Below are 24,841 nucleotides of genomic sequence, written 5' to 3'. Positions count from 1 at the left end.
TGGGTGTCGCTGTCCTCATGGCCTTCGACGCACTGTGGCTGCTCCACCGGCAGGCTCCGGCTGGGCCTCCGGCCACCCACATCGAGCTGGATTCGCTGGCCATGGTCGTACCGAGCCGCCGGCCGGCGGCTCGGCTGGTCGATGGCCGGTGGGACATGGACCCACGGCCGGATGCCGAACGCCCATTCCCCGGCCTGCCCCGACTCGCCTATGTCAGCCTCGCGCCGGACCCGACCCTGGGCCATGCCGTCCGGATGATCCGCGATCTTCGGCAGCGCGGTATCTGCAATGTGCTGATCCGCGAGGGCGGATCGCCGTACAGCGTATCGGATTTTCCCGGCGGACGGGATCGCGACCTTCAAATCCCGGCGCTCGTGCTTTGCGGTGAAGCCATCGGCGACGGGTGAGTCTCAGGTAGCATCGTCACCCCGGAACGAGTCCGGGGTGACAAAGGAAGACGGCATGTTCGATCAAACGCTGCACCGGATGTAGCGGAATAATAGATCCGGCCGCCGCCCTACTCCACCGCCTCCGCCAGCGGATAACTGACGATCAGCGCCAGCGGCTTGGTGCCGCGCTGGGCGATGCCCACGACCGCGCCGTCGTAAAGATACACCGTCGTCCCCGCGCCCACCCGCCGGGTCACGCCGTCGCTGGTCACGTCGCCCTCGCCCGAGACGACATGATAGACCTCGTCATGCGCGATGGGGTGCAGGCCGATCGCCGCGCCCCGGTCGAGCTTGCGGCGGCGGAACTCCATGGTGCGGCCGGGCACTTTGTCGGTGATGCGCCATGCGGTGCTCATGCCGATGTTGCCGTGCGGCACCGGCTGACGCACGCGCGTGCCCTCGTCGTCGATCACCACCATCGCCGGCGCCTTAGCGCGGCCCGTGGCCCAGCCGAGACCGCCCGCGACATGCGCCAGCACGCGCGCGTCGCTCCAGCTTTCGCGGCGATGGCCAAGGCCGGTATAGAACACCCGCCCCTTGCCGACGCGGTGCGCCCACGCGAGCGGTTTGGGATTCACCTCGCTCGAACCGATCGATTGCGGGTCGAGTGTCAGCAGATGGTCGAGATCGGGCGACAGGTCGTCGAACCAATACCATTCGTCGGCGATGCGGAACGCCTTGGGCAGCGTCGCGGTCGCGGCGTGGCGGTGCGCGGTGCGAGACACCGCCGCTTCGGGCGTGCCCTGGGGATGCCGCGCGAAGCGACCGCCGATCAGCCGGGCATACCATGGCCAGCCATAATGCGAATCGGCAGCGGCATGGATCGCGACCACCCCGCCGCCGTCCTCGACATAGCGTTGCAGCACGGTCCGCCGCGTGCCGGTGAACCATTCGCTTTCGGGTCGTTTGGAGTCGGTGGTGGTCGACACCAATACGACCGCCGCGACATCGGTGAGCGGCGTATCGAACACCGCCGGATCGTCGCTCGCCACCGGTTCCAGCCCCTGCGCGCGTGCCATCGCCTCAACCGCCGCGACGCCCTGCGGGATCGAGTCGTGGACGAAGCCGGTCGCGCGGTGGAAGATCAGCACGCGCGGGGCGGCGGCGGCCGGCACCGCCCCGAACAGCAGCGCGCCGGCGACGACCAGCCGCGCGATCGGCCGCGCGATCATTGGCGCATCGCCCGGTCCCGTGCCGACAGCGATTCCTGCACCGCTCCCTTCTGCCCCGGATAGCGGCCCGATTTCGGTTCCATCGTGGTCAAATCCCATTCGGCGTCGACGAACGGCGCGGACGTCTGCACCGGATGGGGATATTCGCTCACTTCGCGCTCGTCGTCGATCACCTTGCCGCGCCCCTCGGCGACGAAGAACAGCACGCGGATGTCGTCGGCATCCCGGTCCCACGGCCGCGCGCCGGCATTCGCCAGCACATGCGTCTCGACCTCTTGCGACGGCAGCACCGGCAGGCCGGTCGGCCAGACCGGCGGGGTCTTCACCTCGATCAGCTTCGCGCGGGTGACGCCGTAGCGCCCGAACATCGGCAACGGTTCACCATGCCGGTCGACCGCGACATTGTCGCGCCCGTGGTAACGCAGGTCGCCGTCGCCGCCGAGCATCAGGAACGGCAGCCGCTCGTCGGTCGACGGGCCGCCGCGCATCACGTTGCCGACCGCCGACAACTGTCCCTCCTGATAGGCATGGCCCGCCCATTCGAGCGCCATCAGGTTGTAATGCACCGCGCGCTTGGCAGGATCGTAGATCAGGTTGTTGACCACCGCCGCCTGCACGCCACCCTTCAGCAGCGGGCTGCGCTCGACATTATGGGCATAAACGTTGCGCCAGATCAGGATGCCGCTGGCATTGTCGTGGATCAGCGACCCCTTGCTATGCTCGCCCTTGGGATGGCTGGCATCGGCCAGACCCTCGGCCAGCAGATTGTAGCTGAAGGTGATGTTGTGGCTGGTGTTCCGGCGCCACTCGTCGGGCGTCGCCCCTTCGAAGCGCGGACCGGAGGCGGAGAGATTCTCGTCGAGCGCCCATGTCATGGTGCAATGGTCGACGATGACGTTGGTCGCGGCGACGGTGTTCATCGCATCGACCTCCCAGCCCGAGCGCTTGGCCTGTCCGTCGAGGCCGGGGCGGACCCGGAGGTGGCGGACGATCACGTCGTGCGCGCGAATGTCGATGCCGCCGCGGATCAGCGTGATGCCGGGCGATGGCGCGGTCTGCCCGGCGATGGTCAGGAACGGTTCCTTGATGGTGATCGTCGTGCGGGCGAGATCGATCACGCCGCCGACCTCGAACACCACGATGCGTGGTCCCTTCGCCTCCAGCGCGGCCTTGAACGATCCGGGACCATCGGCCGCCAACGTCGTCACGCGCAGGATGCGACCGCCACGGCCGCCGGGCGTCACCGCCGCCCACCCCTGCGCCCCCGGAAAGGCGGTGTCGGCCGGCGTCGCGGCCGTCCCCTGCGCCACTGCGACCGGCGCGGCCATGGCGGCGGACAACAGGCCGCACAGGACCAGACGGGCAAATCCGTTCATCTTCATTCCTCTCCGAGCGGTTCTTGACAGCTTCGTCGTCAGCGCACAATGTCGCTTTGACACCGGTTTCTCAAGCCAAAAAGGCAAAACCGGCAATCTGCGGCGGCAACGGCCGTCGCGGACCGTCCCACGGGCAAAACAGGCGGTATGGCCTGTGCCCGTCGGCAGGGTGATCGATATTGCGGGCACATCGATGCGCCCGGTGTCATCGCAGCAGGGAGAGGATTGACCATGCGCTATCACGACCATCGACGCACGCTCGCGGTGCTGCTCGCCGCGACCGCACTGACCGCCTTTACCGGCATCGCCCAGGCGCAGGACGCGCCGGAACAGCCGGGTGCCAGCCAGCCCGCCGAAGGCGACAATGTCGAGGAAGACATCATCGTCACCGGCTTTCGCGCGTCGCTGAACGCCGCGCTGAACGTGAAGCGCCAGTCGGTCGGCGCGGTCGACGCGATCGTCGCCGAGGATATTGCCAAGTTTCCCGACCAGAATCTCGCCGAATCGCTGCAACGCATCCCTGGCATCGCCATCCAGCGCGACGGCGGCGAGGGCCGCGCGATCACCGTGCGGGGTCTGGGGGCGCAGTTCACCCGCGTCCGCGTCAACGGCCTCGAAACCGTCACCACGTCGAGCGACGGGGCCTCGGCCAACCGCGACCGGTCGTTCGATTTCAACGTCTTCGCATCCGAGCTGTTCAGTTCGATCGTCGTCCACAAGACTGCCTCGGCCGATCTCGACGAAGGGTCGCTGGGCGCGGTCGTCGATCTCAACACCGGCAACCCGCTGGCCGGCAAGGCAGGCTTCACCGTCGCCGCATCGGCGGTCGCCAACTATAACGACCTGTCCGAAACGGTCGGGCCGCGCTTCGCCGGGCTGATCGGGTGGAAGTCGCCCGACGGCACCTTCGGCGTGTCGGTATCCGCCGCCTATCAGGATACCGTCACCAAGGAGATCGGTAACAATACCGTCCGCTGGGCACAGGCGCGGTTCGATTCGGTCGACGGCACCCGCTGCTGGACCGCGCCCAATCGCGGCGGCACCTATATCGCGGGCGCGGCGTGCGACCGGGCCGCGCTGTCGTTCCACCCGCGCATCCCGCGCTATGGCGAGGTGACGCATAGCCGCGAGCGGCTGGGCCTCACCGGCAGCGTGCAATGGTCGCCGGGCGATGCGACCAAGGTGTCGATCGACGGCCTGTATTCGCGCTTCCGCGCCGATCGCCGCGAGAAATGGGGCGAGGTGCTGCTGCGCTCGAACGAGCGGCAGATCGACGTCGTCGGCCCGACCTATGACGACAGCAACAACATGGTGTCGGCCACGCTGAACGATGCGTGGGTCCGCACCGAACATTATTTCCGCCAGTCGCAGACCGAATTCTACCAGATCGGCGGCACCTGGGATCAGGACCTGTCGGACAAGGTCCGCTTCACCCTGCTCGGCGGCTATTCGAAATCGGATGCCAGTGTGCCGGTGGAAACGACGCTGGTGTTCGATGATCGCGACGCGCAGGGCTATCGCTACGACTATAGCGACAAGGACGCCCCGGTGCTGACCTTCGGCACCAGCGTCACCGATCCCGCCAATTTCCAGCTCGCCGAAATCCGCGATCGCCCGTCCGACGTGGTCAACCAGTTCAAGACCGCGCAACTGCGCACCGAATGGGACGTGGCCGAGGGGTTTCAGGTCAAGGCCGGCGGCATGTGGCGGCGCTACGACTATGACATCACCGCCTTCACCCGCGACACGGCGGTGTGCGGCAACGGCGGGCGCGATCTTGTGCTCGGCACGATCACCTGTTCGGCGACCACCGCCTTCGGTCCGGGCACCATCTATGGCTTTCAGGCGACGAACGCGCTGTCGGAACTGTTTACGCTCAAGGGATCGAACGCACCGTCGGGCACCACGACCCAGTGGCTGATCCCCAACCTCGATGCCGCGACCGCGTTCACCGGGCTCTACAACCGCCCGCTGGCGCTCGACGTCGGCAACAATCGCGGCGTGACCGAGGAAACGAAGGGCGGCTATCTCCAGTTCGATGCCAAGGGCACGATCCTCGGCCTCGACTATGCCGCGAACGGCGGCATCCGCTACGTCCGCACCGACCAGTCGTCCTATGGCATCAACAGCGGCGTAGCCGTCACCGTGAAGCGCGATTACGAGGACTGGCTGCCCTCGATGAACGTCGCGCTGTATCCCACGCCCGACATCATCCTGCGCGGCGCGATCGCCAAGGTCATTACCCGCCCGTCGCTCGGCAATCTGACGCCGGGCGGATCGGCCGATGGCTTCAACTTCCGCGTGACCAGCGGCAATCCGTTCCTCGAACCGTTCCGTGCGACCAATTACGATCTGGCGGCCGAATGGTATTTCGCCCCGCAATCGGCCTTTTCGGTTGCGCTGTTCCGCAAGGACATCGCCAGCTTCCCCGTAGCGATCAGCCGCAGCGGCACCTTTACCGAAACCGGCCTGTCGCCGAACGTCCTCGTCTCCTCCTCGCCTGCCGCGCTCAACCCGGCGTTGCAGGCGCAGGACATCTGGACGATCGCGACGACCGGCAACGGTGCCGGCGCATCGCTCGAAGGAATCGAGATCGCGCTTCAGGCGCCGTTCCGCTTCCTGCCCGGCGTGCTGCGTAACTTCGGCGGCATCGTGAACGCGACGTTCGTGCGATCGGAGGCGGACTATACGCAGCAAGGTCCGGCGACGGTGCCCGGCGGCACGCTGCCCACCGTCACGCGCACTGAAACGCTCTACAATGTGTCGAAGCGCCAGTTCAACGCGACGCTCTATTACGAGGACGCCCGCTTCAGCGCACGCTCCTCGGTCGCCTATCGCGGCCCCTATGTCGATGCCGGGTCGGGCACCGGCAACATCTTCGAGGGCTATGATTCGATCGCCAACGTCGATGCGTCGATCCGCTACAAGCTGACCGATTTCCTCGAACTGTCGGTCGAGGGCACCAACCTGACCGACGCCTATCGTCGCCGCTTCGTCGACGTCGATGCGCGCCGCAATTACGAGAACAATCACTTCGGCCGTACGCTGCTGGTCGGCGCGCGCGTCAAGATATGAGCGAGGGCCGCCGTACCCGGTTTACGGGTACGGCGGATGCTGATTACTCGCGGATGTCCCTGGCGCGGCACCCGCTGACCCGTACCGTATTGCACCGCGCCATCGCGCCGCCGGGCAATGTCACGGTGAAGCGCAGCCCCAGCGGATCGGGTGCGCCGGGATAATAGTCGGTGCTGATCGCCTGCGCGCCGCTCGCCGCCGCCGCATTCGCCTTGGCATGATCGTTCGCCCGCGCTTCCACGGTGTTCGCATCGGTCCGCGTGCGCACGATCACCCCGGCCCTTACCCAGTCGCGGATGCGCGCGCCGTCGACCAGCGGGTCCTGCACGATCTGCACCGCGCTTTCCGCATCACCCGCCGGATACCAGCCGAACATCGCCCGGCCATTCAGCGAGCGATGACCCGCACGATAGACGTCGGACACCGCGGTGCGGACGTCGAACAGCACGTAAATCTTGCCGCGTGCCGCCTCCAGCGAGGGCCAGCCGCGCGTTCGCACCGCTTCGGCCAAGGTTGCCGCATCCCCGCGCACCATGTCGGGCGTGAGCAACCGCGTGCCCAGCGCCGCGCGAATCTCGCCGTCGAGCGCATCCAGCAGCGCCGCATCGTCGAGCGGCAGCGGCGCGGCGATTTCCGGCCGGGTCGACGGCGTGTCGGCGGCGTTGATCGTCAGCATGATCGGCAGGTGGCGCGGATGACGGCGCGACCATGCCGCCACTTCGCCCAGACACCCGGCCAGCGTCGGGCAGGTGCTCAGGTAATCGACGTCGGGGATGTGGAACACCTTGTACCCCGGCCGCAGCATCGCCACGCGGTCGAAGCCGGTCGTCTCGCCGGCGGCGCGGGCGATCACCTCACCCTTGGGATCGGCATAGCGGCCACCCTTCGGATCGGCGAAGATGTCGATCTCCAACTGCCGCACGCCCCGGTCGAGCTGCGCGGTGAGCGAGGGATGATAATAATCGAGCGCATCGGCCATCCGTGCGTCGCGCGCGCGGATCGTCCGCAGCACCGACGCCGGAATGCGCGCCTTGAAGCTGTTGTGCGACCCGACGACCTGCACATCGGCCATCGTGGGACGGGGTGCGGGCGCGGCCGCGACGGCCGCCCCCATCAACACCGGAAACAGAAGTTTGCGCATCAGAACTCCGCCCGCACGCCGAACAGCAATGTGCGCCCGTAATAGTTGATCTCGCCGAACCGCAGCTTGCTGTCCTGATAGCTGTACACGCGCGCGCCGGCGATGTTGATCGCCTCGATGCTCGCCAAGATACGCGGCGTCAGCCGGTACGAGAAGTTGCCGTCGAGCGACCCGAACGGCGCGACATAATTGGGTGCCTGCGTCGTGCTGCCGGTGCCCGCCAGATAGGCGTCGCGCCAGACATAGGACAGCCGGGTCGACACCGGCCCCTTGTCGTAGAAGCCGACGAGGTTGAAGCTGTTCTTCGACAGGCCGATCAACTGGTCGACGATCGCGCGCGCGCCCGCCGTATAGTTCGCCTTGACCGAGGTGTGGGTATAGGACGCCTGCACGCCCAGCCCGTCGAACGGCGCGGGAAGGAAGGTGAAGACCTGATTATAGGCCGCTTCCAAGCCGTACACCTTGGCATCGCCGCCGTTGACCTGTGTGCTGAGCAGCACGGTGCCGCGGCCGGGAATGTCGATGTTGACGTTCTGCGCGGTGATGTAATCGTCCATCGCCTTGTAGAACACCGCGCCGGTCAGCGCGCCGGTGGGGGCGAAATACCATTCGAGCGATCCGTCGAACTGCGTCGCGAGGAACGGCTTCAGTTCGGGGTTGCCGCCGCTGGCGGTCGGGGCGTCGGTCGACACGGTGATGCGCGGCGCGCTGTCGGTGACGTTGGGGCGGGTCAGCACCCGGCTGGCGGCCAGACGGCCGACCAGCGTGGGCGTGATTTCCGCGCGCAGGTTGGCGCTCGGCAGGATGTTGTCGAACGTCCTGGGGAAGCTGACCGCGCGCGGCGTGGACCCCAGCGTCAGCGTGCCGTTCGCGACCTGATCGGTATGGACATAGCGCGCGCCGATATTGCCGGTGACGGCGACGTCGCCGATCGGGAAGCCATAGTCGGCGCGGATATAGCCCGCCGTGATCTTCTCGCGCGTCACGAACGACGATCGCAGGTCGCCCGCCGTCAGCGGCGCGGCGGCGATGGCCGGGGTGAACAGCCGGTCGAAGAACGTGCCGGTGTCGGGCACCAGCCAGTTACGCGGCGTGTCGCCGTCGACGTCCTTCAGGAAATCGTCATAGGGCAGCGGCAGCAGCGCGCCGTTGCCGAGCGCCGATACCGGCTGGCCGGTCAGCGTGTTGATGTTGAAGTCGCGGCGGAAATAGTCGCGCTTGCGCCAGTGATATTCGCCGCCCGCCGCCAGCTTGGTGACGAACCCGTCGAAGTCGCGGGCGACGTCGATACGGGTATAGGCGTCCCAGTCCTTGCTGTCCTTGGGCGCGATGTTGAACGTCTGCACGACGAAATTGGTCGGATCGGTCAGGCTGCGCGTCGTGGTGATCGTCGGCAGCACCTTGTACCCGCTCGAGGCGTCGTAGCTGAACGGCGCGAAGAACATCGCGCGGCTGCGCACCGTGCCCTCGCGGAAGCTGGGGTGGAAGCTGTGCGCCGCCGACCAGTTGGCGGTGGCCGACACATGCCAGCGATCCGGGGTCCACGCCTGCTTCAACCCGATGGTCAGCAGGTCGTGGCGGTTGAGGCTGTATTCGCGCGACGCCATGAAGCGCACGTCGTTGATCGTCGCGGCGGCGACGGTATTGCCCTCGATCTTCTGCGATCCGGCGACCAGCACCGGACGATGGCCGGCGACACTGGTGTCGTCGGGATAGATGTCGATGCCATATTCGTCATAGGCGACGTCCAGCCGCGTCGCGATCACGTCGAGCGTGGTCTCGAGGTCGGCGCCCGGCCGCCACTGCGCGGAGACGATCCCCGACACGCGGTCGCGCTTCTCGGTTTCGATCGTCGGGCGGGTGCGGGTCGGCGTGTAGAAGCCGTTGCCCAGCACGCCACTGAACCGGTTGAGGTTCCAGCCGAAGTTCAGGAAGCGGTCGTTGCGCACTTCCTTGCCCCAGTATTGCACGCCCGCCAGCACGCCGAAACTGCCGTCGGCGGTGGTCGCGCTGTGCAGCACCGTGGCATTGGGGCGGACGCGGTGCGTCTGCCCGGTATAGGTGCCGCGCAGGTTCAGCGTGGTCTTGTTGCCGATGTCGAGCGGGCGGAAGGTCGCGACGTCAATGTTGCCACCCAGCGCGCCTTCGGTCATGTCGGCGGTCGGTGTCTTGACCACATCGATCCGCGCGACGAACTCGGCGGGCAGCATCTCGAAGCGGAACGAGCGGCCCTGCGCGCCGCCATTCTCGATCAGGTCGTTCAGCGCGACCGACCGGCCGTTCAACAACGTGTTCTGAAACTGCGGCCCCAGCCCCCGCACGCTGACATACAGCCCTTCGCCGCGCGGACGGGTGATCGCGACGCCGCTGACGAGTTGCAGCGCCTCGGCGACATTCTGCGCGGGGAATTTGCCGATGTCGGTCGAGGCGATCGAATCGACGCCATACGCCGCCTGCCGCTTGGTCTGCGTCGCGGTGGCGAGGCTGCGGGCGTAGGAGCCGGTGACGACAATATCGTCGCCCTCCTGATCGGCGGTGGCGGCCTCGGTCGCCTGTTGCGCATGCGCCGGTACGGCCACCGCCAGCGCGGCGAGCGTGAACGGCAAGGTCGCGCCAAGCGCGCGGGACATGGTCTTCATGGTCGGAAATCTCCCCCTCGCGCGAACCGCGCGACGTCAGGCGGCGGCGGGTAGGAGGACAGGATGACAAACCGGCGCAATTACGATTACAATTTTACGAATTGTCCGCCGGCCGGCGCGACTTGCATCGAAGGGATGATCGCCGCATGGGGCACGGGCGCATTGGAGAAGCCGCCATGTCCCGCCGGTCGACCACCCATGGCATCCCGCGCCGTTCGATGGCGATCGCCGCCTTTTCGACCGTGGTCGAATGGTATGATTTCACGCTGTACCTCTACCTCGCGACGGTGCTGTCGCGCGTTTTCTATGGCGGGGGCACCGCGTCGCTCGCGCTGACGCTGGGCGGGTTCGCCGTCGCCTATCTGATGCGGCCGCTGGGTGCGATCGTGTTCGGGCGGATCGGCGACCGGCACGGCCGCCGCGCGATGATGCTGGCGTCGATGGCGCTGATGACGGTGGCGATGCTCGGCATCGCGCTGCTCCCCACCCGCGAGACGATCGGCCCGGCGGCGGGATGGCTGTTGCTGGCGCTGCGCTGTGTCATGGCCTTCTCGGTCGGTGGCGAATATACCGGGGTCGTCGCCTATCTGTTCGAGGGGGCCGCCCCCGACCGGCGCGGACTCGTCACCTCGTCCGCCTCGGCGGCGAGCGAGGTCGGCGGTCTGCTCGCGGTCGGCGTGTCGGCGGCGACGGTCAGCCTGATGAGTGCCGAGGCGCTGGCGGCATGGGGCTGGCGCATCCCGTTCTTCCTCGGCGCGGGGCTGGCCGGCGCGGTCGCGCTCGCCCGGTCGACGTTGCAGGAATCACCCGAGTTCGAACAGCAACGCGCGGCCGGTACCATTCCCGATGCGCCGCTGCGACAGGTGCTGACGCACCACCGCCCCGCCATCCTGCGCGGCTTCGCGATCTCGGCGCTGGGGTCGATCACCTATTATGTCGGCATCGTCTATGTTCCCGCCTTTCTGACCAGCGTCGGCGCGATGGGCGAAGGCGCGGCGCTGTGGCTGTCGACCGCCGCGGCGGTGATGGTGATCGCGGTGACGCCGTTCGTCGGCGTCCTGTCCGACCGGATCGGGCGCAAGCCGGTGCTGCTGGGCATCTGCGCCGCCGCCGCGCTGCTGCCCGCCACGATGTTCGCGGTGATGGCGAGCGGCGGGCCGGTGCTGGCGCTCGGCGGCGCGCTGGTGCTCGCGGCACTGGGCGGGGCGATGAGCGCGGTCGGCGCGGTGGCGACCGCCGAACAATTCCCCGGCGAAGGTCGCCTCAGCGGCCTCGCGCTAGGTGCGACCGCCGCGACCGCACTGTTCGGCGGTCTGGCCCCGCTCGTGTCGCAATTGCTGCTGGAGCGGACCGGATGGCCGATGGTCCCGGGCATCATGATCGCAGTGGTGGCGCTGGCGGTCGCGCCGGTGCTGATCGGCCTGCGCGAAACCAGGCCGGTGCTGCCTGCGCGATAGCATCTGATTCCGCCGACCGGACGCCGATTGGTCCGCTCCGCACCGATCCACTGGTTCATACCTTTGGCGGGTATACCATCCGGTTTGCGTTAACCGGTATTTATCCCGCGCCGTCCTAATCAGCATCAACGCGCAACACGGCGCGACCGATGCGGGGGAATGGAAGGATGCTTCACTGGTTTCGGGCGACGGCACCGATCCGTCGCAAGTTCGACCTGATGCTGGTCGTCATGGTCGGGCTGGCCGCCGTGCCGGTCGGGACGACGTGGATCGCGATGTCGCGCGACGATCCGCCGGGCGTGCTGATCGGGATCGCGCTGGCCGCGCTGACGGCGGTCGCCGTCGTGATGCTGACCGCCAAGCGGCTGGTCTGCGATCCCTATGTCACCACCGTGGTCCGCATGGAGGGGATGGCCGCGGGCGACCTCGATTCGCCGGTGCTGTTCACCGACCACACCGACTGCGTCGGGCGGATGACCCAAGCGATGGATGTGTTCCGGGCGCATGGCGAAGCGGTTCGGGCCGCCAACGTCGCGCAGCAGCAGGTCGTCACCGCGCTGGGCAACGGCTTGTCGCGGCTGGCGGCAGGCGATGTCACCCACCGCGTGATCGATCCATTCGCGAATGATTATGACCGGCTCCGCATCGATTTCAACGCGGCGATGGAATCGATCGCCGACATGCTGCGTGCGGTCAGTTCCGCCAGCTATGGCATCAACAACGGTGCCGACGACGTCCGCCAAGCCTCCGACGACCTGTCGCAGCGCACCGAGCAACAGGCCGCGAACCTGGAACAGACCGCCGCCGCGATGGAGGAAATCACCTCGACGGTGCGCGAAACCGCCGCCGGAGCCGTGCGCACCAACAGCGTCGTCCGCGACACCCGCAGCGAAGCCGAACAGTCGGGCGACGTCGTGCGCCGGGCGGTGGCGGCGATGCAGGGAATCGAGCGTGCCTCGTCCGAGATCGGCGCGATCATCAGCGTGATCGACGGCATCGCGTTCCAGACCAATCTGCTGGCGCTGAACGCCGGGGTCGAGGCGGCACGCGCCGGCGATGCCGGTCGCGGTTTCGCAGTCGTCGCGTCCGAAGTGCGGGCGCTGGCGCAGCGATCGGCCGACGCCGCCAAGGACGTGAAGGCGCGCATCACCGCCTCGTCGGATCAGGTGGCGACTGGAGTCGCGCTGGTCAGCGAAACCGGCGACGCGCTGCAACGGATCATCGGCCGCATCGGCGAGATCAGCACGCTGGTGGCGACCATCGCCACCGCCGCCGAGCATCAGGCGAACGGGCTGCAACAGGTCAACATCGCCGTCGGCGCGATGGACAGCGTGACGCAGCAGAATGCGGCGATGGTCGAGGAAGCGACCGCCGCCGCCCGCAGCCTTGCCGAAGAAGCCCATGCGCTGGCCGTGCAGGTAGCGCGCTTCAAACTCGACGATCGGGCACCGCTCGCGCCGGAAGCGCCCGCCGTCCACCGGCTACAGGCCCGCGCCGCGCAGGCGGGACGCGAGATCGCCCGCACCGCGCGTCGCCGCAGCGTCGCCACCAGCATCGGCAGCGCCGCCGTGGCCGGTGACGACTGGTCCGAATTCTGATCGCCTCGATCCGGGAGCATCGCATGACCCCCCTTCCCCTGTCCGCCGTGCTCGATACCGCCGCCGCCCCGGCGCTGCGCGACCTGCTCGTGGAGCGCCTGTCGGCGGGCGAACCGCTGCTGCTCGACGGATCGGGGGTCGAACGGATCGGGCAGGCGTGTCTGCAGGTGCTGATCGCGGCGGAAACGGCGGCGCGGGCCGCCGGCGTGGCGTTCGCGATCGACGCCCCCAGCCCCGCGCTGGCCGACATGACCGCGCTCGCCGGTCTTTCCCCTCTTCTCGCCGCCTGAACGGAGCGCGCCCGTGGATCTCGACGCCATCCAGCAGATTTTCTTTCAGGAATGCGACGAAGGACTCGCCGGCATGGAGGCGAACTTCGCCCTGCTGCGCGAGGGGGACCGCGATCCCGAAACGATCAACGCCGTGTTCCGCTGCGTCCATTCGATCAAGGGAGGCGCAGGGGCGTTCGGCCATGAGCGGCTGCAAGCCTATACCCATGAATATGAAACGCTGCTCGACCTGATCCGCAACGGCACGCTGTCGCTGGGGCCGGACCTGCTCGACCTGACGATGCGCGCGTTCGATGTGCTTGCCGATCATGTGGCGGTGGCCCGCGACGGCGGCCGCCTGCCCGACGACGCGGCGATGCTCGCGCGGCTGACGGCGGCGGCGAAGGGCGATGCGCCGGCTCCGGCTCCAGCCCCGACGGCGCCCGCGTTCGACGACGGGTTCGACGATCTGATGGCGATGCTGGACGATGTGGCCCCGGCCGAACCGGTCGTGGCGGACTGGTCGCTCACCTGCCGGCCGACGCCCGGCGCGTTCGACCATGGGTCCGAACCGCTGCTGCTGCTGCGCGAACTGGCGCTGCTCGGCGGCACGATCCTGTCCTGCGACCGGTCGGCGCTGCCGGCACTGGCTGAACTCGATCCCGCGACGCCGTATCTCGGCTGGCAGGTGGCGTTGCCCGGCACGCTGGACGAGGACGACATCCGCGCGGTGTTCGATTTCGTCGATGCCTGCGAGGTGACGCTGGCGCGCGCCGATGCGGTGGCGGCGGTGGCGGTGGCGGCGGCCGATCCCGACATCGACGATCTGCTGGCGATGCTGGCCGATCCGGAACCCCTGCCCACCCCCGAACCCGACATCATCGTGGAAGCGGTCGCACCGCCGGTCGTCAGCGACGAACCACTGGCCAAGGCGGTGGCGACCGGCGGTCAGACGATCCGCGTCGACCTCGACCGGCTCGACCGGCTGGTCAATCTGGTCGGCGAACTGGTGATTACCCAGGCGATGCTGGCGCAGCGCCTGACCGAACACCGTCTGGGCGACATATCGGAACTGAGCGACCTCGAACATCTGACGCGCGAGTTGCAGGAATCGACGATGGCGATCCGCGCGCAGCCGATGAAGACGGTGTTCAGCCGCGTGCCGCGCATCATCCGCGAGCTGGAGGGCGAAACGGGCAAGCGCGTCCGGCTGGAGGTCGAGGGCGAGATGACCGAGGTCGACAAGACCGTGGTCGAACGCATCGGCGAGCCGCTGACCCACCTCATCCGCAATGCCGTCGACCATGGGCTGGAGACGCCCGACGTGCGCACCGCCGCCGGCAAGCCGGCCGAGGGGCTGGTGCGGCTGTCGGCCGCGCATCATTCGGGGCGGATCGTCATCACCGTCACCGACGATGGACGCGGCATCGACCGGCGAGCGGTGCTGGCCAAGGCGATCGAGCGCGGCATCGTCCTGCCCGACGCCGCACTGAGCGACGACGAGATCGACAATCTGATCTTCGCACCGGGCTTTTCGACCGCCGCCGCCGTGTCCAACATCTCCGGGCGCGGCGTGGGAATGGACGTGGTCCGCCGCAACATCCAAGCGCTGGGCGGGCGGATCGGCATCCAGTCGCGCGAGGGCCATGGCTCCAGCTTCTCGCTCAGCCTGCCGCTGACGCTGGCGGTACTCGACGGGATGATCGTGACGGTCGGCAGCCAGACCTTCGTCATCCCGCTGGGCGCGATCGTCGAGAGCCTGCGCCCGACCGAGGCGATGCTCAACCGGTTCGGTCCCGACGCCGCGCTGCTCGACGTGCGCGGCGCCTATGTGCCGGTGCTGCCGGTCGCGCGGCATCTGGACATCGGCGGGGCAGAGCGCGACGCGACACAGGCGGTGCTGATCGTGGTCGAGGGGGATCAGGGACAGGCGGCGCTGCTGGTCGATTCGATCCAGGACCAGCGGCAGGTGGTCGTCAAAAGCCTCGAGGCGAATTACCGGGCGATCGACGGCGTTTCGGGGGCGACGATCCTCGGCGACGGGCGGGTCGCGCTGATCCTCGACGTCGATGCGCTGACCGCGCACAGCCGCGCCGGCATCCGCGCGCCGCTGGCCCGTGCCGCATGAACGCCCCTGCCGCCCAGCCTGCGCCACGCACCCGCGAGTTCGGCTTCTGCAAGGCCGATCACGAGGCGATCGCCGCGATCGCCCATGCCGAGGTCGGCATCCTGCTGCCCGAGGGCAAGGCGCAGCTCGTCTATGGCCGACTGGCGCCGCGCGTGCGTGCCTGCGGGCTGACCAACGTCGGCGACTATATCGCGCTGATCGGCCGCGATCCCGCCGAGCGCGCCCGCGCGCTCGACGCGCTGACGACCAACCACACCAGCTTTTTTCGCGAACCGCATCATTTCGAGGATTTCGCACAGCGGCTGTGGCCGACGCTGGCGGCGCGGCTGACCGCCGGCGATCCGGTCCGGCTGTGGTCGTCGGCCTGCTCCTCTGGCGAGGAACCCTATAGCTGGCTGATGGCCGCGCTGGGCGAGGACCGGGCGGGTGCCACGCACCTGTTGCGCCGCGACTTCCGCATGCTCGCCACCGACATATCGCCGAGCGTGCTGGCGACCGCCCGCGCCGGCAGCTATCCGCGCGACGCGCTGGCCAATGTGCCCGCGACGCTGCGCAGCGTCTGGACGCAGGGGCGCGGCGACATGCTGACGGTCGATCCGCTGCTGCGCGACGCCATCGCGTTCAAATCGCTCAACCTGCTCGGCGACTGGCCGCTCAGGCGGCGGTTCGACGCGATCCTGTGCCGCAACGTCATGATCTATTTCGACGAACCGACCAAGGAACGGCTGCTCAGCCGGCTGGCCGATCATCTCGAGGTCGGCGGCATGCTGTACATCGGCCATTCCGAACGGCTGATCGGGCCGGTCGCGCGCCGGTTCGAACTGGTCGGGCGCACCGCCTATCTGAAGGTCGCGGCATGACCGTCCGTACCCTCGTGATCGACGATTCGCGCACGATGCAGGCGCTGATCCGCCAGCGGCTCGCCGCCGATCCGTCGATCGAGGTGATCGGCACCGCCGCCAGCGCCGACGAGGCGCGCGCGCAGATCAAGGCGCTCGACCCCGATGTCGTGACGCTCGACATCGAGATGCCGGGAATGAACGGGCTCGATTTCCTCGAACGGCTGATGCGGCTGCGGCCGATGCCGGTGGTGATGGTGTCATCGCTGACCTCGGAACGCGCCGATACCACGCTGGCCGCACTGGAACTGGGCGCATTCGACTGTTTCGACAAGGCAGGGTTGCAGACGCGACAGGCGGGCAGCGTCGATCTGGCCGAACTGGTCCGCGCCGCCGCCGCCACCCGGCCGCAGGCGCGCGGTGCCGCCGCACCCGGCACCGCGACCAAGGGCTATACGCCGCGTGGCGGTGCGATGATCGCGATCGGCGCATCCACCGGCGGCGTCGAGGCGCTGATCGAACTGCTATCAAGTTTTCCGGCCAATTGCCCGCCGACCGTCATCGTCCAGCACATGCCCGCCAGCTTCACCACCAGTTTCGCCGCGCGGCTGAACCGGATGTGCGCGCCGACCGTCGCCGAAGCGCGCGCCGGCGCGGTCCTGTCGGTCGGTACGGTCCATGTGGCGCCGGGCGGCGAACGGCATCTGGAGATCGGCGGCAACGGCGAGCGGCGACACTGTCGCCTGATCGAAGCGGACAAGACCAACGGGCACCGCCCCTCGGTCGACCGGTTGTTTCATTCGATCGCGCGTCACGCCGGCGCGGATGCGGCAGGAGCCATCCTGACCGGGATGGGCGGCGATGGCGCCGAAGGGTTGAGAACGATGCGAATGGCGGGGGCGATGACGATCGGACAGGATGCGGCGACCAGTATCGTCTATGGCATGCCGGCGGTCGCGCACCGGATCGGTGCCGTGGTTGAACAACTTCCCCTGCGCCGCATCGGTCCGCGCCTGCTGGCGGCATGCGCCGCATGAACACGCCCGATTTCCCGTTCCGCCGCATCACCGTCGCGCAGGGCGAGACGCAGGTGAGCCGCGCGCCCGACGTGGTGCTGACGACCGTGCTCGGCAGTTGCGTGGCGGCATGTTTCTACGATCCGGTCGCGCAGGTCGGCGGCATCAACCATTATCTGCTGGCTGACGGCAGCGCGACCGACACCGCGTCGATGCAGCGCTACGGCGTCTATGCGATGGAGGTGCTCATCAACGCGATGCTGGCGGTCGGCGCGGCGCGGCACCGGCTGAAGGCGCGGATCTTCGGCGGGGCGATGATGCGGCAGGGATTTCGCGATTTCGGCGCGGCCAACGTCACCTTCGCCCGCGAATTCCTGCGGGCCGAGAATATCCCGCTGGTCGGCGAGGACGTCGGCGGCGCCTGTGCCCGCCGGGTCGAGTTCCGCGCCGCGCTCGGCCTCGCCCGGTGCCGGTCGGTGATCGACGTGATGGCGCCGCTGCGTCCCGTGCGCGCGGCCGTACCGATCGCGGCATTGGGCGGCGATGTCGAATTTTTTAACTGATCCATGTCTATTCAGGGAGTTGCACAATGAACAAGACCATTATGACCGTTGATGATTCCCCCAGTATGCGCATGCTGCTACGTATCGCGCTGACCGATCTCGGCTATCGCGTGATCGAGGCGGAGGATGGCGTCCATGCGCTCGAAACGCTGGGCGGGGTCGAACCCGATCTGCTCATCACCGACATCAACATGCCGCGGATGGACGGCTTCGGCCTGATCGCCGAGGTGCGTGGGCAGGGCCGCAGCAGCCTGCCCATCCTGGTGCTGACCACCGAAAGCTCCGACGACAAGAAGGCGCGCGCGCGTGCCGCCGGCGCGACCGGATGGATCGTCAAGCCGTTCAACCCCGACAAGCTGGCCGCGGCGATCCGCCGCGTGCTGCACTGATCCAACCCCGCGAGGTCCGCCATGTCCCGTCAACTCATCACCTTCCAGCTCGGCGAGCAGATTCTCGGCGTCGACATCATGGCGATCCGCGAAATCCGCGCATGGTCGCCGGCGACGCCGCTGCCCAACGTGCCGGCGCATGTGCGCGGCGTGGTGAACCTGCGCGGGGTGGTGCTGCCGGTACTCGACCTGCGTTGCCGGCTGGGATGGGGCACGACCGATCCGACCGCACGCCACGTCATCATCGTGGTCCGCATCGGCCAGCAGTTGCAGGGGGTGATCGTCGATGCGGTGAACGACATCGTCACCGTCGCGCCCGAAGCGATGCAACCGCTTCCCGACATGGGCGATACCGAAGCGTCGCGCTTCCTCGAAGGGCTGGCGACGATCGACGACCGCATGATCCTGGTGCTCGCACTCGACCGGCTGGTCGAGCCGGTGGCAATGGCGGACGCCGCCTGAGCCCGTCATTCCTCTTTCGCCGAAGGTTCGGCCTGTGCCCGTAACAACCAAAGTAATCGTGGTCGATGATTCACTGACCATGCGCGCCCTGATCGCCGGGGCGCTGGAGAGGATCGCCGGAGTGGAGGTCGTCGGACTGGCCGACGGCGCAGCGGAGGCACGCGAGATGATGGAGAGCTTACGCCCCCACGTCATGACGCTGGACGTCGAGATGCCGGGAATGAGCGGGATCGACTATCTGGCCGAAGTGATGGAGCGGCGGCCGATGCCGGTCATCATGTTCTCGACCCGCACCACCGACGGCGCGTCCGAATCGATCGAGGCGCTGCGGCTGGGGGCGATCGACTGTTTTCCCAAGCCGCGCGTCGCCGCGCCGGCCGAACTGGACGCGATCATCGCGCGGCTCGGCAAGCGGATCAAACAGGCGCGCAACATGGAGCTCAAGGCCGTCCGTCCGGCCGCCGCGGTGACGAAGGTCGCGCCGATCGACTGGAGCGGCCGGCTGGTCGTGGTCGGCGGCGATGCGTCGAGCACCGCCGCGATGTTCGAGATGTTCACCGCCTTTCCGGCGAACTGCCCGCCGGTGCTGATCGTCCAGCATCTGGCGCCCGGCCTGCTCGACAGCATGGTCGCCAAGCTGGGACAGCAGATCGCGCCCAGGGTGACGGTCGCCGCCGATGGCATGGCGATCGAGCAGGGCACGCTCTATTTCGCGCCGCCGGGCGATCATCACCTGATCGTCGATGCGTGGCCGAACGGGCGCGTCAGACTGCTCACGCGCGATCCGGTGGCGGGCGAGCGGCCGTCGATCTCGCTGCTGTTCGCCTCCGCCGCCAAGGCGGCTGGCACCGACGTGGTCGGCACGCTGCTGATCGACGGCAGCGAGGACGGTGGCGGCGGGGTGAAGGCGATGACGGCGGCGGGCGGCTACACCATCGCGCCGGCGGCGGGCGGCGGCCATGTCCTCGCGCGCGGCATGGTGTCGCAACCGGTGGCGCGCGATGCGCTGGCGCAGGCGGTGCTCAAACTATGCTCGCGATAACGCCCCCCGCCCCCCGCTGCGAGCGGGACACGCTGGCGCTGGCCATGGCCGACGAACTGCTGCTCGCCTCGCAGCGGCTGGCCGACCTCGCCTATGATCTTGCCAGCGACGAGGTGACGCTGCGTCGCCACCTGACCAGCCTGCAGGAAGTCGACCGGGTGACGCAGATGCAGTTGGCGATCGCCGACCTGCTGCGCGCCGGGCCGGACGCGCCGGCGGCGGTGAACGCGGTGACGCTGGACGAGATGCGGCAGCGATTGTTGCGGCGGATGGACGGTGTCGGCGGCTGACCGTTTAACCCGCTGTGAAGATTGACGCGCTACGCCGGGGAAGAATCGAGGGGTTTTTACACCGGGGGCCACCATCCAAATGCAATCGTTACCCATCGGCAAGCGCATCGCCGGCGCGTTCGGCGTCCTGACGCTCAGCGTCCTTTTGATGATCGGCATCCTGTGGTGGGCGCTCGACCGGATCGGGACGACCAGCGCCGACAGCGTCCGCGCACAGGACATCCATAGCGAGGCGCAGGCGATGGAAGCCGCGATGCTCGCGCAGAACAGCCAGATGCGCGGCTTCATCATCGCCGGCGATCCGCAGAATATCGCTGATTACCGCGAGGCGGTCGACCGCGAGCGCAAGGCCGCCGACGCGCTCGGCCAGTTGCTGGCGGGGGACGCCACGGCACAGCGCGACATCGTCGAAACCCGGCAGCGGATGGACGAATGGCGGCGGCAGTTGATCGATCCGGTGATCGCGCTCGCCCGCACCGACCGCGAAGCGGGGCGGCGCCTGCTGCTCGGCCGCAACGAATGGGCGGTGCGCTTCTGGGTGGATACCGTCACCCCGCCGCTGCACGCGGTACGCGATGCGCAGGGCGCGACGATGCAGCAGGTCCGCCTGGCCCGTACCGAGGCGATGCACACCGGCATGCTCACGCTGCTGGTCGGCGGCATCGCGCTGGTCGCGGCGACGATCGTGCTGTCGATCCTGCTGGCCCGCTCGCTCGCCCGGCCGATCGTGCGACTGACCGACGAGATGGAGGCACTGGCCACCGGCGATCACGGCGTCGCGGTGGCCGATGCCACGCGCGGCGACGAGATCGGCGCGATGTCGCGCGCGGTGCTGGTATTCCGCGACGCCGCCGTCGCCAAGGCGCAGGCCGACGCCGAACAGCAACTGGTCGTCGACCGGGTCGGCGCGGCACTCGCCCGCCTTTCCGCCTTCGACCTGCGCGCGCGGTTGCACGGCTTCCCGCCGGCCTATGCCACGCTGGAGCGCGACTTCAACGCATCGGTCGCACAGCTCGGCCAGGCGATCGCCAGCGTGCGCGACGGCACCAGCGGCATCGTCGAGAACACTGCCGAGATGCAGGCGGCGACCGACGACCTCGCCCGCCGTGCCGAGCAACAGGCCGCGAGCCTTGAGGAAACATCCGCCGCGATCAACGAGATGTCGGACACGGTGCGCGAGAATGCGGTGCAGGCCCGCAGCGCGCAGGACGTGGCCGGCAAGGCGCGCGAGGATGTGAAGGAAAGCGAGGAGATCGTCCGGCGCACCGTCGCCGCGATCGGCGACATCGAACGGTCGTCGAACGAGATCGCGGAGATCATCTCGCTGATCGACGGGCTGTCGTTCCAGACCAACCTGCTGGCGCTGAACGCCGGGGTCGAGGCGGCCCGCGCTGGCGACGCCGGCAAGGGCTTCGCGGTCGTCGCGTCCGAAGTGCGCGCGCTGGCCGAACGGTCGGCCGATGCGGCGCGCGACATCAACCAGCGGATCACCGCCACGGTCGGACGGGTGCGCAACGGCGTCGACCTCGCCCGGCAGACCGACGAATCGCTGCGCGGCATCGCCACCGACATCAACCAGATCGCGACCTTCGTCACCGCCATCGCCGGCAGCGCGTCGGAACAGGCGGCGACCATCCAGCAGATCAACACCGCGATCGGCGAGATGGACAGCGTGACCCAGTCGAACGCGGCGATGATCGAGGAGATCAACGCGGCGGTCGGCGCGCTGGGTGACGAAACCGCGACGCTCGACGCGCAGGTCGGCCGCTTCGTGGTCGACGACGCCCCTGCCCCGACAGCCCCCGTCGCGCAGGTCGTCCCGCTGCGGGCGACACGGCCGATGGCGCCGCCGCCGCCGCCAAAGCGCGTGGCCCGGCCGGTGCGCGGCAACACGGCGATCAAGGCCGACGAGGACGACTGGAGCAGCTTCTGACGGCTGATCCATCCGCATTGGAACAGACGTCATCCCAGCCGTCGCTAGGGCGACGTTTCGATGCAGTCGAATAATGTTGACGGATTGACGAGCCGGGGCGCTCCGCCCCGGCTCGTTTCCGATCAGATCAACGCGCCGCGCACGTCCCCGCCCGGTGCCAGCGCGGCATACGCCTGCCGTACCGCATCGGCGAACGCCGTATCGTCGCCCAGATCGCCGAAGATGTCGCGCATCGCCAGCAACGCATCGACGTCACCGGCGCGTGCGAGCAGCGCGTCGGCGCGCGGATCGACCAGCGTCTCGCCGCTGGCCTTGCGCAATTCGAGGAAACGGAACCACGCCGCGATCGGCACCGCCAGCCGCGTGACGGCACGCCCGGCGGCACGGGCGTCGCGCACCGTGTCGAGCAGGCGATAGGGCAGCTTCTGCGATCCATCCCATGCGATCTGCGCCAGTTGGTGCGCGATCGCAGGATTGGCGAACCGCCCGAGCACCGCCGCGATATAGGCCGACAGGTCCATTTCGGCGGGCGGCACGATCGATGGCGCAATATCCTCGCGCATCAGCCGCTCGACGAACCCGGCCAGCGCCGCGTCGCGCATCGCGTCGCGCACCGTGCCGAGGCCGAGCAGCAATCCGACATAGGCGAGCGTCGAATGCGCCCCGTTCAGCAGCCGCAGCTTCGCATTCTCGAAACCGCGCACGTCGCGGGTGAACTGGACGCCGGCCAGGTCGAACGGCGGCCGGTCGCCGGCGAAATCATCCTCGATCACCCATTGCGCGAACGCCTCGCGCTGGATCGGCCACGCATCGTCGAGGCCCGTCGCGGCGCGGACGGTGTCGCGCAGGGCATCGTCGGTCGCAGGGGTGATCGAATCGACCATCGCGCAGGGGAAGCGGACGTTGTCGTCGATCCACATCGCCAGATCGGGATCGCGCGCGGCGGCGAGATCGCGCACCGACCGGCGGAAGCGATGACCGTTGTCCGCCAGATTGTCGCATGACAGCAGCGTGATCGCGCCCCCGCCGCTCGCCCGCCGTGCCGCCAGGCCGGCAACGAGCCAGCCCGACAGCGTCGACGGCTCCGCCCCATCGAGTTCGCGGACGATCGCCGGCGCGTCGAGGTCGAGCGCGCCGTCGCCGGTCAGGTGATAGCCCTTTTCGGTCACGGTCGTCGTAACCAGCCGCGTCGTCGGCGCGGCAAGCCGCGAGAGCAGCGCGTCGCGGCGGTGCGCGGTCAGCAGTTCGGTGATCGATCCGATGACGCGGAACCGCATGTCGCTGTCGAGCAGCGCCAGCGTGTAGAGCCCGTCCTGCGGCCCGAGCGCTTCGGCGACACTGGTCGAGTTCAGCGCGACCGCGCTGATCGCCCAGCGCGGATCAGCCTTGAGGATCGCATCGACATAGGCCGCCTGATGCGCGCGGTGGAATGCGCCGGGACCGATGTGGACGATGCCGGGCGTCAATGCGGTCCGGTCATAGTCCGGCCGCGCGACCATCGGCGCGGCCTGCGCCAGCGTGGCGTTCGACAGTTTCACAGCTTGTACGCCTGTTTGACGAGGGCATAGGTCAGGTCGTGCGCGACCGCATGCGCCTCGTCGAGCGCCAGCCGGTGTTCGGCGACCAGCCGGGCAAGGAACGCGCAATCGACGCGGCGGGCGACGTCGTGCCGCGCCGGGATCGACAGGAAGGCGCGCGTATCGTCGTTGAAACCGACGGTGTTGTAGAAACCGGCCGTCTCGGTCGTCATCTCGCGGAAACGGCGCATGCCCTCCGGGCTGTCGTGGAACCACCATGCCGGCCCCAGCCGCAGACACGGATAATGGCCCGCCAGCGGGGCCAGTTCGCGGGCATAGGTCGTTTCGTCGAGGGTGAAGAGGATGATCGTCAGTTCGGTGCTGGTGCCGACCACGTCGAGCATCGGCTTCAACGCCGCGACATAATCGGTCCGCGTCGGGATGTCGGCACCCTTGTCGCGGCCATAGGCGTCGAACAGTCCGCGATTGTGGTTGCGGAACGATCCGGGGTGGATCTGCATCACCAGCCCGTCGTCGATCGACATGCGCGCCATTTCGGTCAGCATCTGCGCGCGGAACAGCTCGGCATCGGCGGCATTGGCGGTGCCGCCGATCACCTTGGCGAACAAGGCCTCGGCCTGCGTCGTCGACAGGTTGGCGGTACGTGCCGTCGGATGGCCATGATCGGTCGAGGTCGCGCCGGCGGCGATGAAGTCCTGCCGGCGCTTGCGATGCGCGGCCAGATAGCCCTGCCAGTCGTGGACGTCCTCGCCCGTAAGATCGGCGAATTTGAGCAGCGCGGGGCGGAATGCCTCATGCTCGCAATCGATCACCGCATCGGGGCGATAGGCGGTGACGACACGCCCGCCCCAGCCGCTTTCCCGAATGGCGCGGTGGTGGAGCAGCGGGTCGTCCGCGCCTTCGGTCGTCGCGATCAGTTCGATGCCGAACCGGTCGAACAACGCGCGCGGGCGATAGGCGTCGCTGGCGAGCAGGTCGCCGATCCGGTCGAAATAAGTGTCGGCATTGGCGGTGGTCAGCGCTTCGTCAAAGCCGAACACCTCGCCGAACACATGGTCGAGCCACAACCGCGACGGCGTGCCACGGAACAGATGCTGGTGCGCGGCGAACACGCGCCACGCCGCGCGCGGATCGGCGGTGATGCTGCCGTCGCGACGCGGAACCGCGACGTCGTCCAGCGCAACGCCCTGGCTGTAGAGCATGCGGAAGATATAATGGTCGGGCGACAGCAGCAACTCGGTCGCATCGCGCCACGGCCGGTCGGTCGCGAACCACGACGGGTCGGTATGACCGTGCGGGCTGACGATCGGCAGGTCGCGGATTTCGGCGTAGAGTTCGCGTGCGAGGCCCCGCGTCGTCGGATCGGCGGGGAACAGGCGATCGGGGTCGAGCAGCAGGGCAGGCATCACACTCTCCTTTTGCCGATGCCCGATGCGGCATTGTGCCAACGGTGGCAACAGACTAT

At 68.3% G+C, this 24,841-nt stretch carries 20 protein-coding genes and 1 pseudogene; 14 read left to right on the top strand and 7 right to left on the bottom strand.

The annotated features are described in order from the left end of the window. The first annotated feature begins 17 nt into the window (after positions 1-17). Positions 18-407: a hypothetical protein gene (locus tag ASG37_RS10205; RefSeq protein WP_055759282.1), complete on the top strand. Its 390-nt coding sequence runs from the start codon at positions 18-20 to the stop codon at positions 405-407. 110 nt (positions 408-517) lie between these two features. Here ASG37_RS10205 and ASG37_RS18060 read toward each other — a convergent pair whose 3' ends face one another. The 3 genes and pseudogenes from ASG37_RS18060 to ASG37_RS10195 form a co-directional block, all read right to left on the bottom strand. Continuing rightward, complete coding sequence (locus ASG37_RS18060; RefSeq protein WP_235525199.1) at positions 518-868, bottom strand: cupin domain-containing protein; 351 nt, start codon at positions 866-868, stop codon at positions 518-520. Positions 869-904: 36 nt separating this feature from the next. Continuing rightward, a pseudogene (locus ASG37_RS18055) lies at positions 905-1,621 on the bottom strand (ThuA domain-containing protein); the annotation flags it as partial. Then, entirely contained in the window at positions 1,618-3,003 is a 1,386-nt protein-coding gene (locus ASG37_RS10195; protein ID WP_156349112.1) for a pectate lyase, read from the bottom strand. The pseudogene ASG37_RS18055 and the gene ASG37_RS10195, both read right to left, overlap by 4 nt. A gap of 225 nt (positions 3,004-3,228) precedes the next feature. Between ASG37_RS10195 and ASG37_RS10190 the strand changes: the two genes are divergently transcribed. Continuing rightward, positions 3,229-6,072 carry a TonB-dependent receptor gene (locus ASG37_RS10190; RefSeq protein WP_055759275.1) on the top strand — a complete coding sequence of 948 codons (2,844 nt, stop codon included), beginning with the start codon at positions 3,229-3,231 and terminating at the stop codon, positions 6,070-6,072. A 43-nt stretch (positions 6,073-6,115) separates the two neighbouring features. On the opposite strand, the gene ASG37_RS10185 is transcribed toward ASG37_RS10190, so the two are convergent. Together ASG37_RS10185 and ASG37_RS10180 are read right to left on the bottom strand one after the other, a co-directional pair. After that, entirely contained in the window at positions 6,116-7,213 is a 1,098-nt protein-coding gene (locus ASG37_RS10185) for a Ca2+-dependent phosphoinositide-specific phospholipase C (protein ID WP_055759273.1), read from the bottom strand. After that, a complete protein-coding gene (locus tag ASG37_RS10180; protein ID WP_082448229.1) occupies positions 7,213-9,852 on the bottom strand; it encodes a TonB-dependent receptor in 2,640 nt (879 codons plus the stop codon). The genes ASG37_RS10185 and ASG37_RS10180 overlap by 1 nt, the downstream gene beginning before the upstream one ends. A 176-nt stretch (positions 9,853-10,028) precedes the next feature. Between ASG37_RS10180 and ASG37_RS10175 the strand changes: the two genes are divergently transcribed. The 12 genes from ASG37_RS10175 (at position 10,029) to ASG37_RS10120 (ending at position 21,838) form a co-directional block, all read left to right on the top strand. Next, positions 10,029-11,309, top strand: a complete 1,281-nt coding sequence (locus ASG37_RS10175; protein WP_055759270.1) for an MFS transporter — start codon at positions 10,029-10,031, stop codon at positions 11,307-11,309. A 167-nt stretch (positions 11,310-11,476) separates the two neighbouring features. Continuing rightward, on the top strand, positions 11,477-12,907 hold the full coding sequence (locus tag ASG37_RS10170; protein ID WP_055759267.1) for a methyl-accepting chemotaxis protein: 1,431 nt from the start codon (positions 11,477-11,479) through the stop codon (positions 12,905-12,907). A gap of 23 nt (positions 12,908-12,930) precedes the next feature. Beyond that, positions 12,931-13,197 carry an STAS domain-containing protein gene (locus tag ASG37_RS10165; protein ID WP_055759264.1) on the top strand — a complete coding sequence of 89 codons (267 nt, stop codon included), beginning with the start codon at positions 12,931-12,933 and terminating at the stop codon, positions 13,195-13,197. A 13-nt stretch (positions 13,198-13,210) separates the two neighbouring features. Next, on the top strand, positions 13,211-15,304 hold the full coding sequence (locus ASG37_RS10160) for a chemotaxis protein CheA (RefSeq protein WP_055759260.1): 2,094 nt from the start codon (positions 13,211-13,213) through the stop codon (positions 15,302-15,304). Then, on the top strand, positions 15,301-16,164 hold the full coding sequence (locus tag ASG37_RS10155; RefSeq protein ID WP_055759256.1) for a CheR family methyltransferase: 864 nt from the start codon (positions 15,301-15,303) through the stop codon (positions 16,162-16,164). Before ASG37_RS10160 ends, ASG37_RS10155 begins: the two co-directional genes overlap by 4 nt. Further along, the gene (locus ASG37_RS10150; protein ID WP_055759254.1) at positions 16,161-17,180 is read left to right on the top strand and encodes a protein-glutamate methylesterase/protein-glutamine glutaminase; all 1,020 of its coding nucleotides are present in this window, start codon (positions 16,161-16,163) and stop codon (positions 17,178-17,180) included. Before ASG37_RS10155 ends, ASG37_RS10150 begins: the two co-directional genes overlap by 4 nt. Then, positions 17,168-17,722 carry a chemotaxis protein CheD gene (locus tag ASG37_RS10145; protein WP_082448227.1) on the top strand — a complete coding sequence of 185 codons (555 nt, stop codon included), beginning with the start codon at positions 17,168-17,170 and terminating at the stop codon, positions 17,720-17,722. The genes ASG37_RS10150 and ASG37_RS10145 overlap by 13 nt, the downstream gene beginning before the upstream one ends. A gap of 26 nt (positions 17,723-17,748) precedes the next feature. Then, complete coding sequence (locus tag ASG37_RS10140; protein WP_055759251.1) at positions 17,749-18,111, top strand: response regulator; 363 nt, start codon at positions 17,749-17,751, stop codon at positions 18,109-18,111. Between the two features lie 21 nt (positions 18,112-18,132). After that, positions 18,133-18,573, top strand: a complete 441-nt coding sequence (locus tag ASG37_RS10135; protein ID WP_055759248.1) for a chemotaxis protein CheW — start codon at positions 18,133-18,135, stop codon at positions 18,571-18,573. A gap of 34 nt (positions 18,574-18,607) precedes the next feature. Next, positions 18,608-19,615 carry a chemotaxis protein CheB gene (locus ASG37_RS10130; protein ID WP_268795738.1) on the top strand — a complete coding sequence of 336 codons (1,008 nt, stop codon included), beginning with the start codon at positions 18,608-18,610 and terminating at the stop codon, positions 19,613-19,615. Between the two features lie 44 nt (positions 19,616-19,659). Continuing rightward, positions 19,660-19,905 carry a hypothetical protein gene (locus ASG37_RS10125; RefSeq protein ID WP_230769594.1) on the top strand — a complete coding sequence of 82 codons (246 nt, stop codon included), beginning with the start codon at positions 19,660-19,662 and terminating at the stop codon, positions 19,903-19,905. 79 nt (positions 19,906-19,984) lie between these two features. Continuing rightward, positions 19,985-21,838: a methyl-accepting chemotaxis protein gene (locus tag ASG37_RS10120; protein WP_055759242.1), complete on the top strand. Its 1,854-nt coding sequence runs from the start codon at positions 19,985-19,987 to the stop codon at positions 21,836-21,838. A gap of 122 nt (positions 21,839-21,960) precedes the next feature. Here the strand turns inward: ASG37_RS10120 and ASG37_RS10115 are convergent, their stop codons facing one another. Continuing rightward, positions 21,961-23,376 (bottom strand): mannitol dehydrogenase family protein, encoded by a 1,416-nt coding sequence (locus ASG37_RS10115; RefSeq protein WP_235525177.1) that lies wholly within the window; start codon positions 23,374-23,376, stop codon positions 21,961-21,963. After that, positions 23,373-24,782, bottom strand: coding sequence for a glucuronate isomerase (gene uxaC / locus ASG37_RS10110; protein WP_055759239.1), 1,410 nt, complete (start codon positions 24,780-24,782; stop codon positions 23,373-23,375). The genes ASG37_RS10115 and uxaC overlap by 4 nt, the downstream gene beginning before the upstream one ends. Between the last annotated feature and the right edge of the window lie 59 nt (positions 24,783-24,841).

This window comes from Sphingomonas sp. Leaf407 (assembly GCF_001425385.1).
Classification (GTDB): domain Bacteria; phylum Pseudomonadota; class Alphaproteobacteria; order Sphingomonadales; family Sphingomonadaceae; genus Sphingomonas.
The sequence above is the reverse complement of the archived record's forward strand: the minus strand, read 5'-3'. Positions and strand labels throughout refer to the sequence as shown.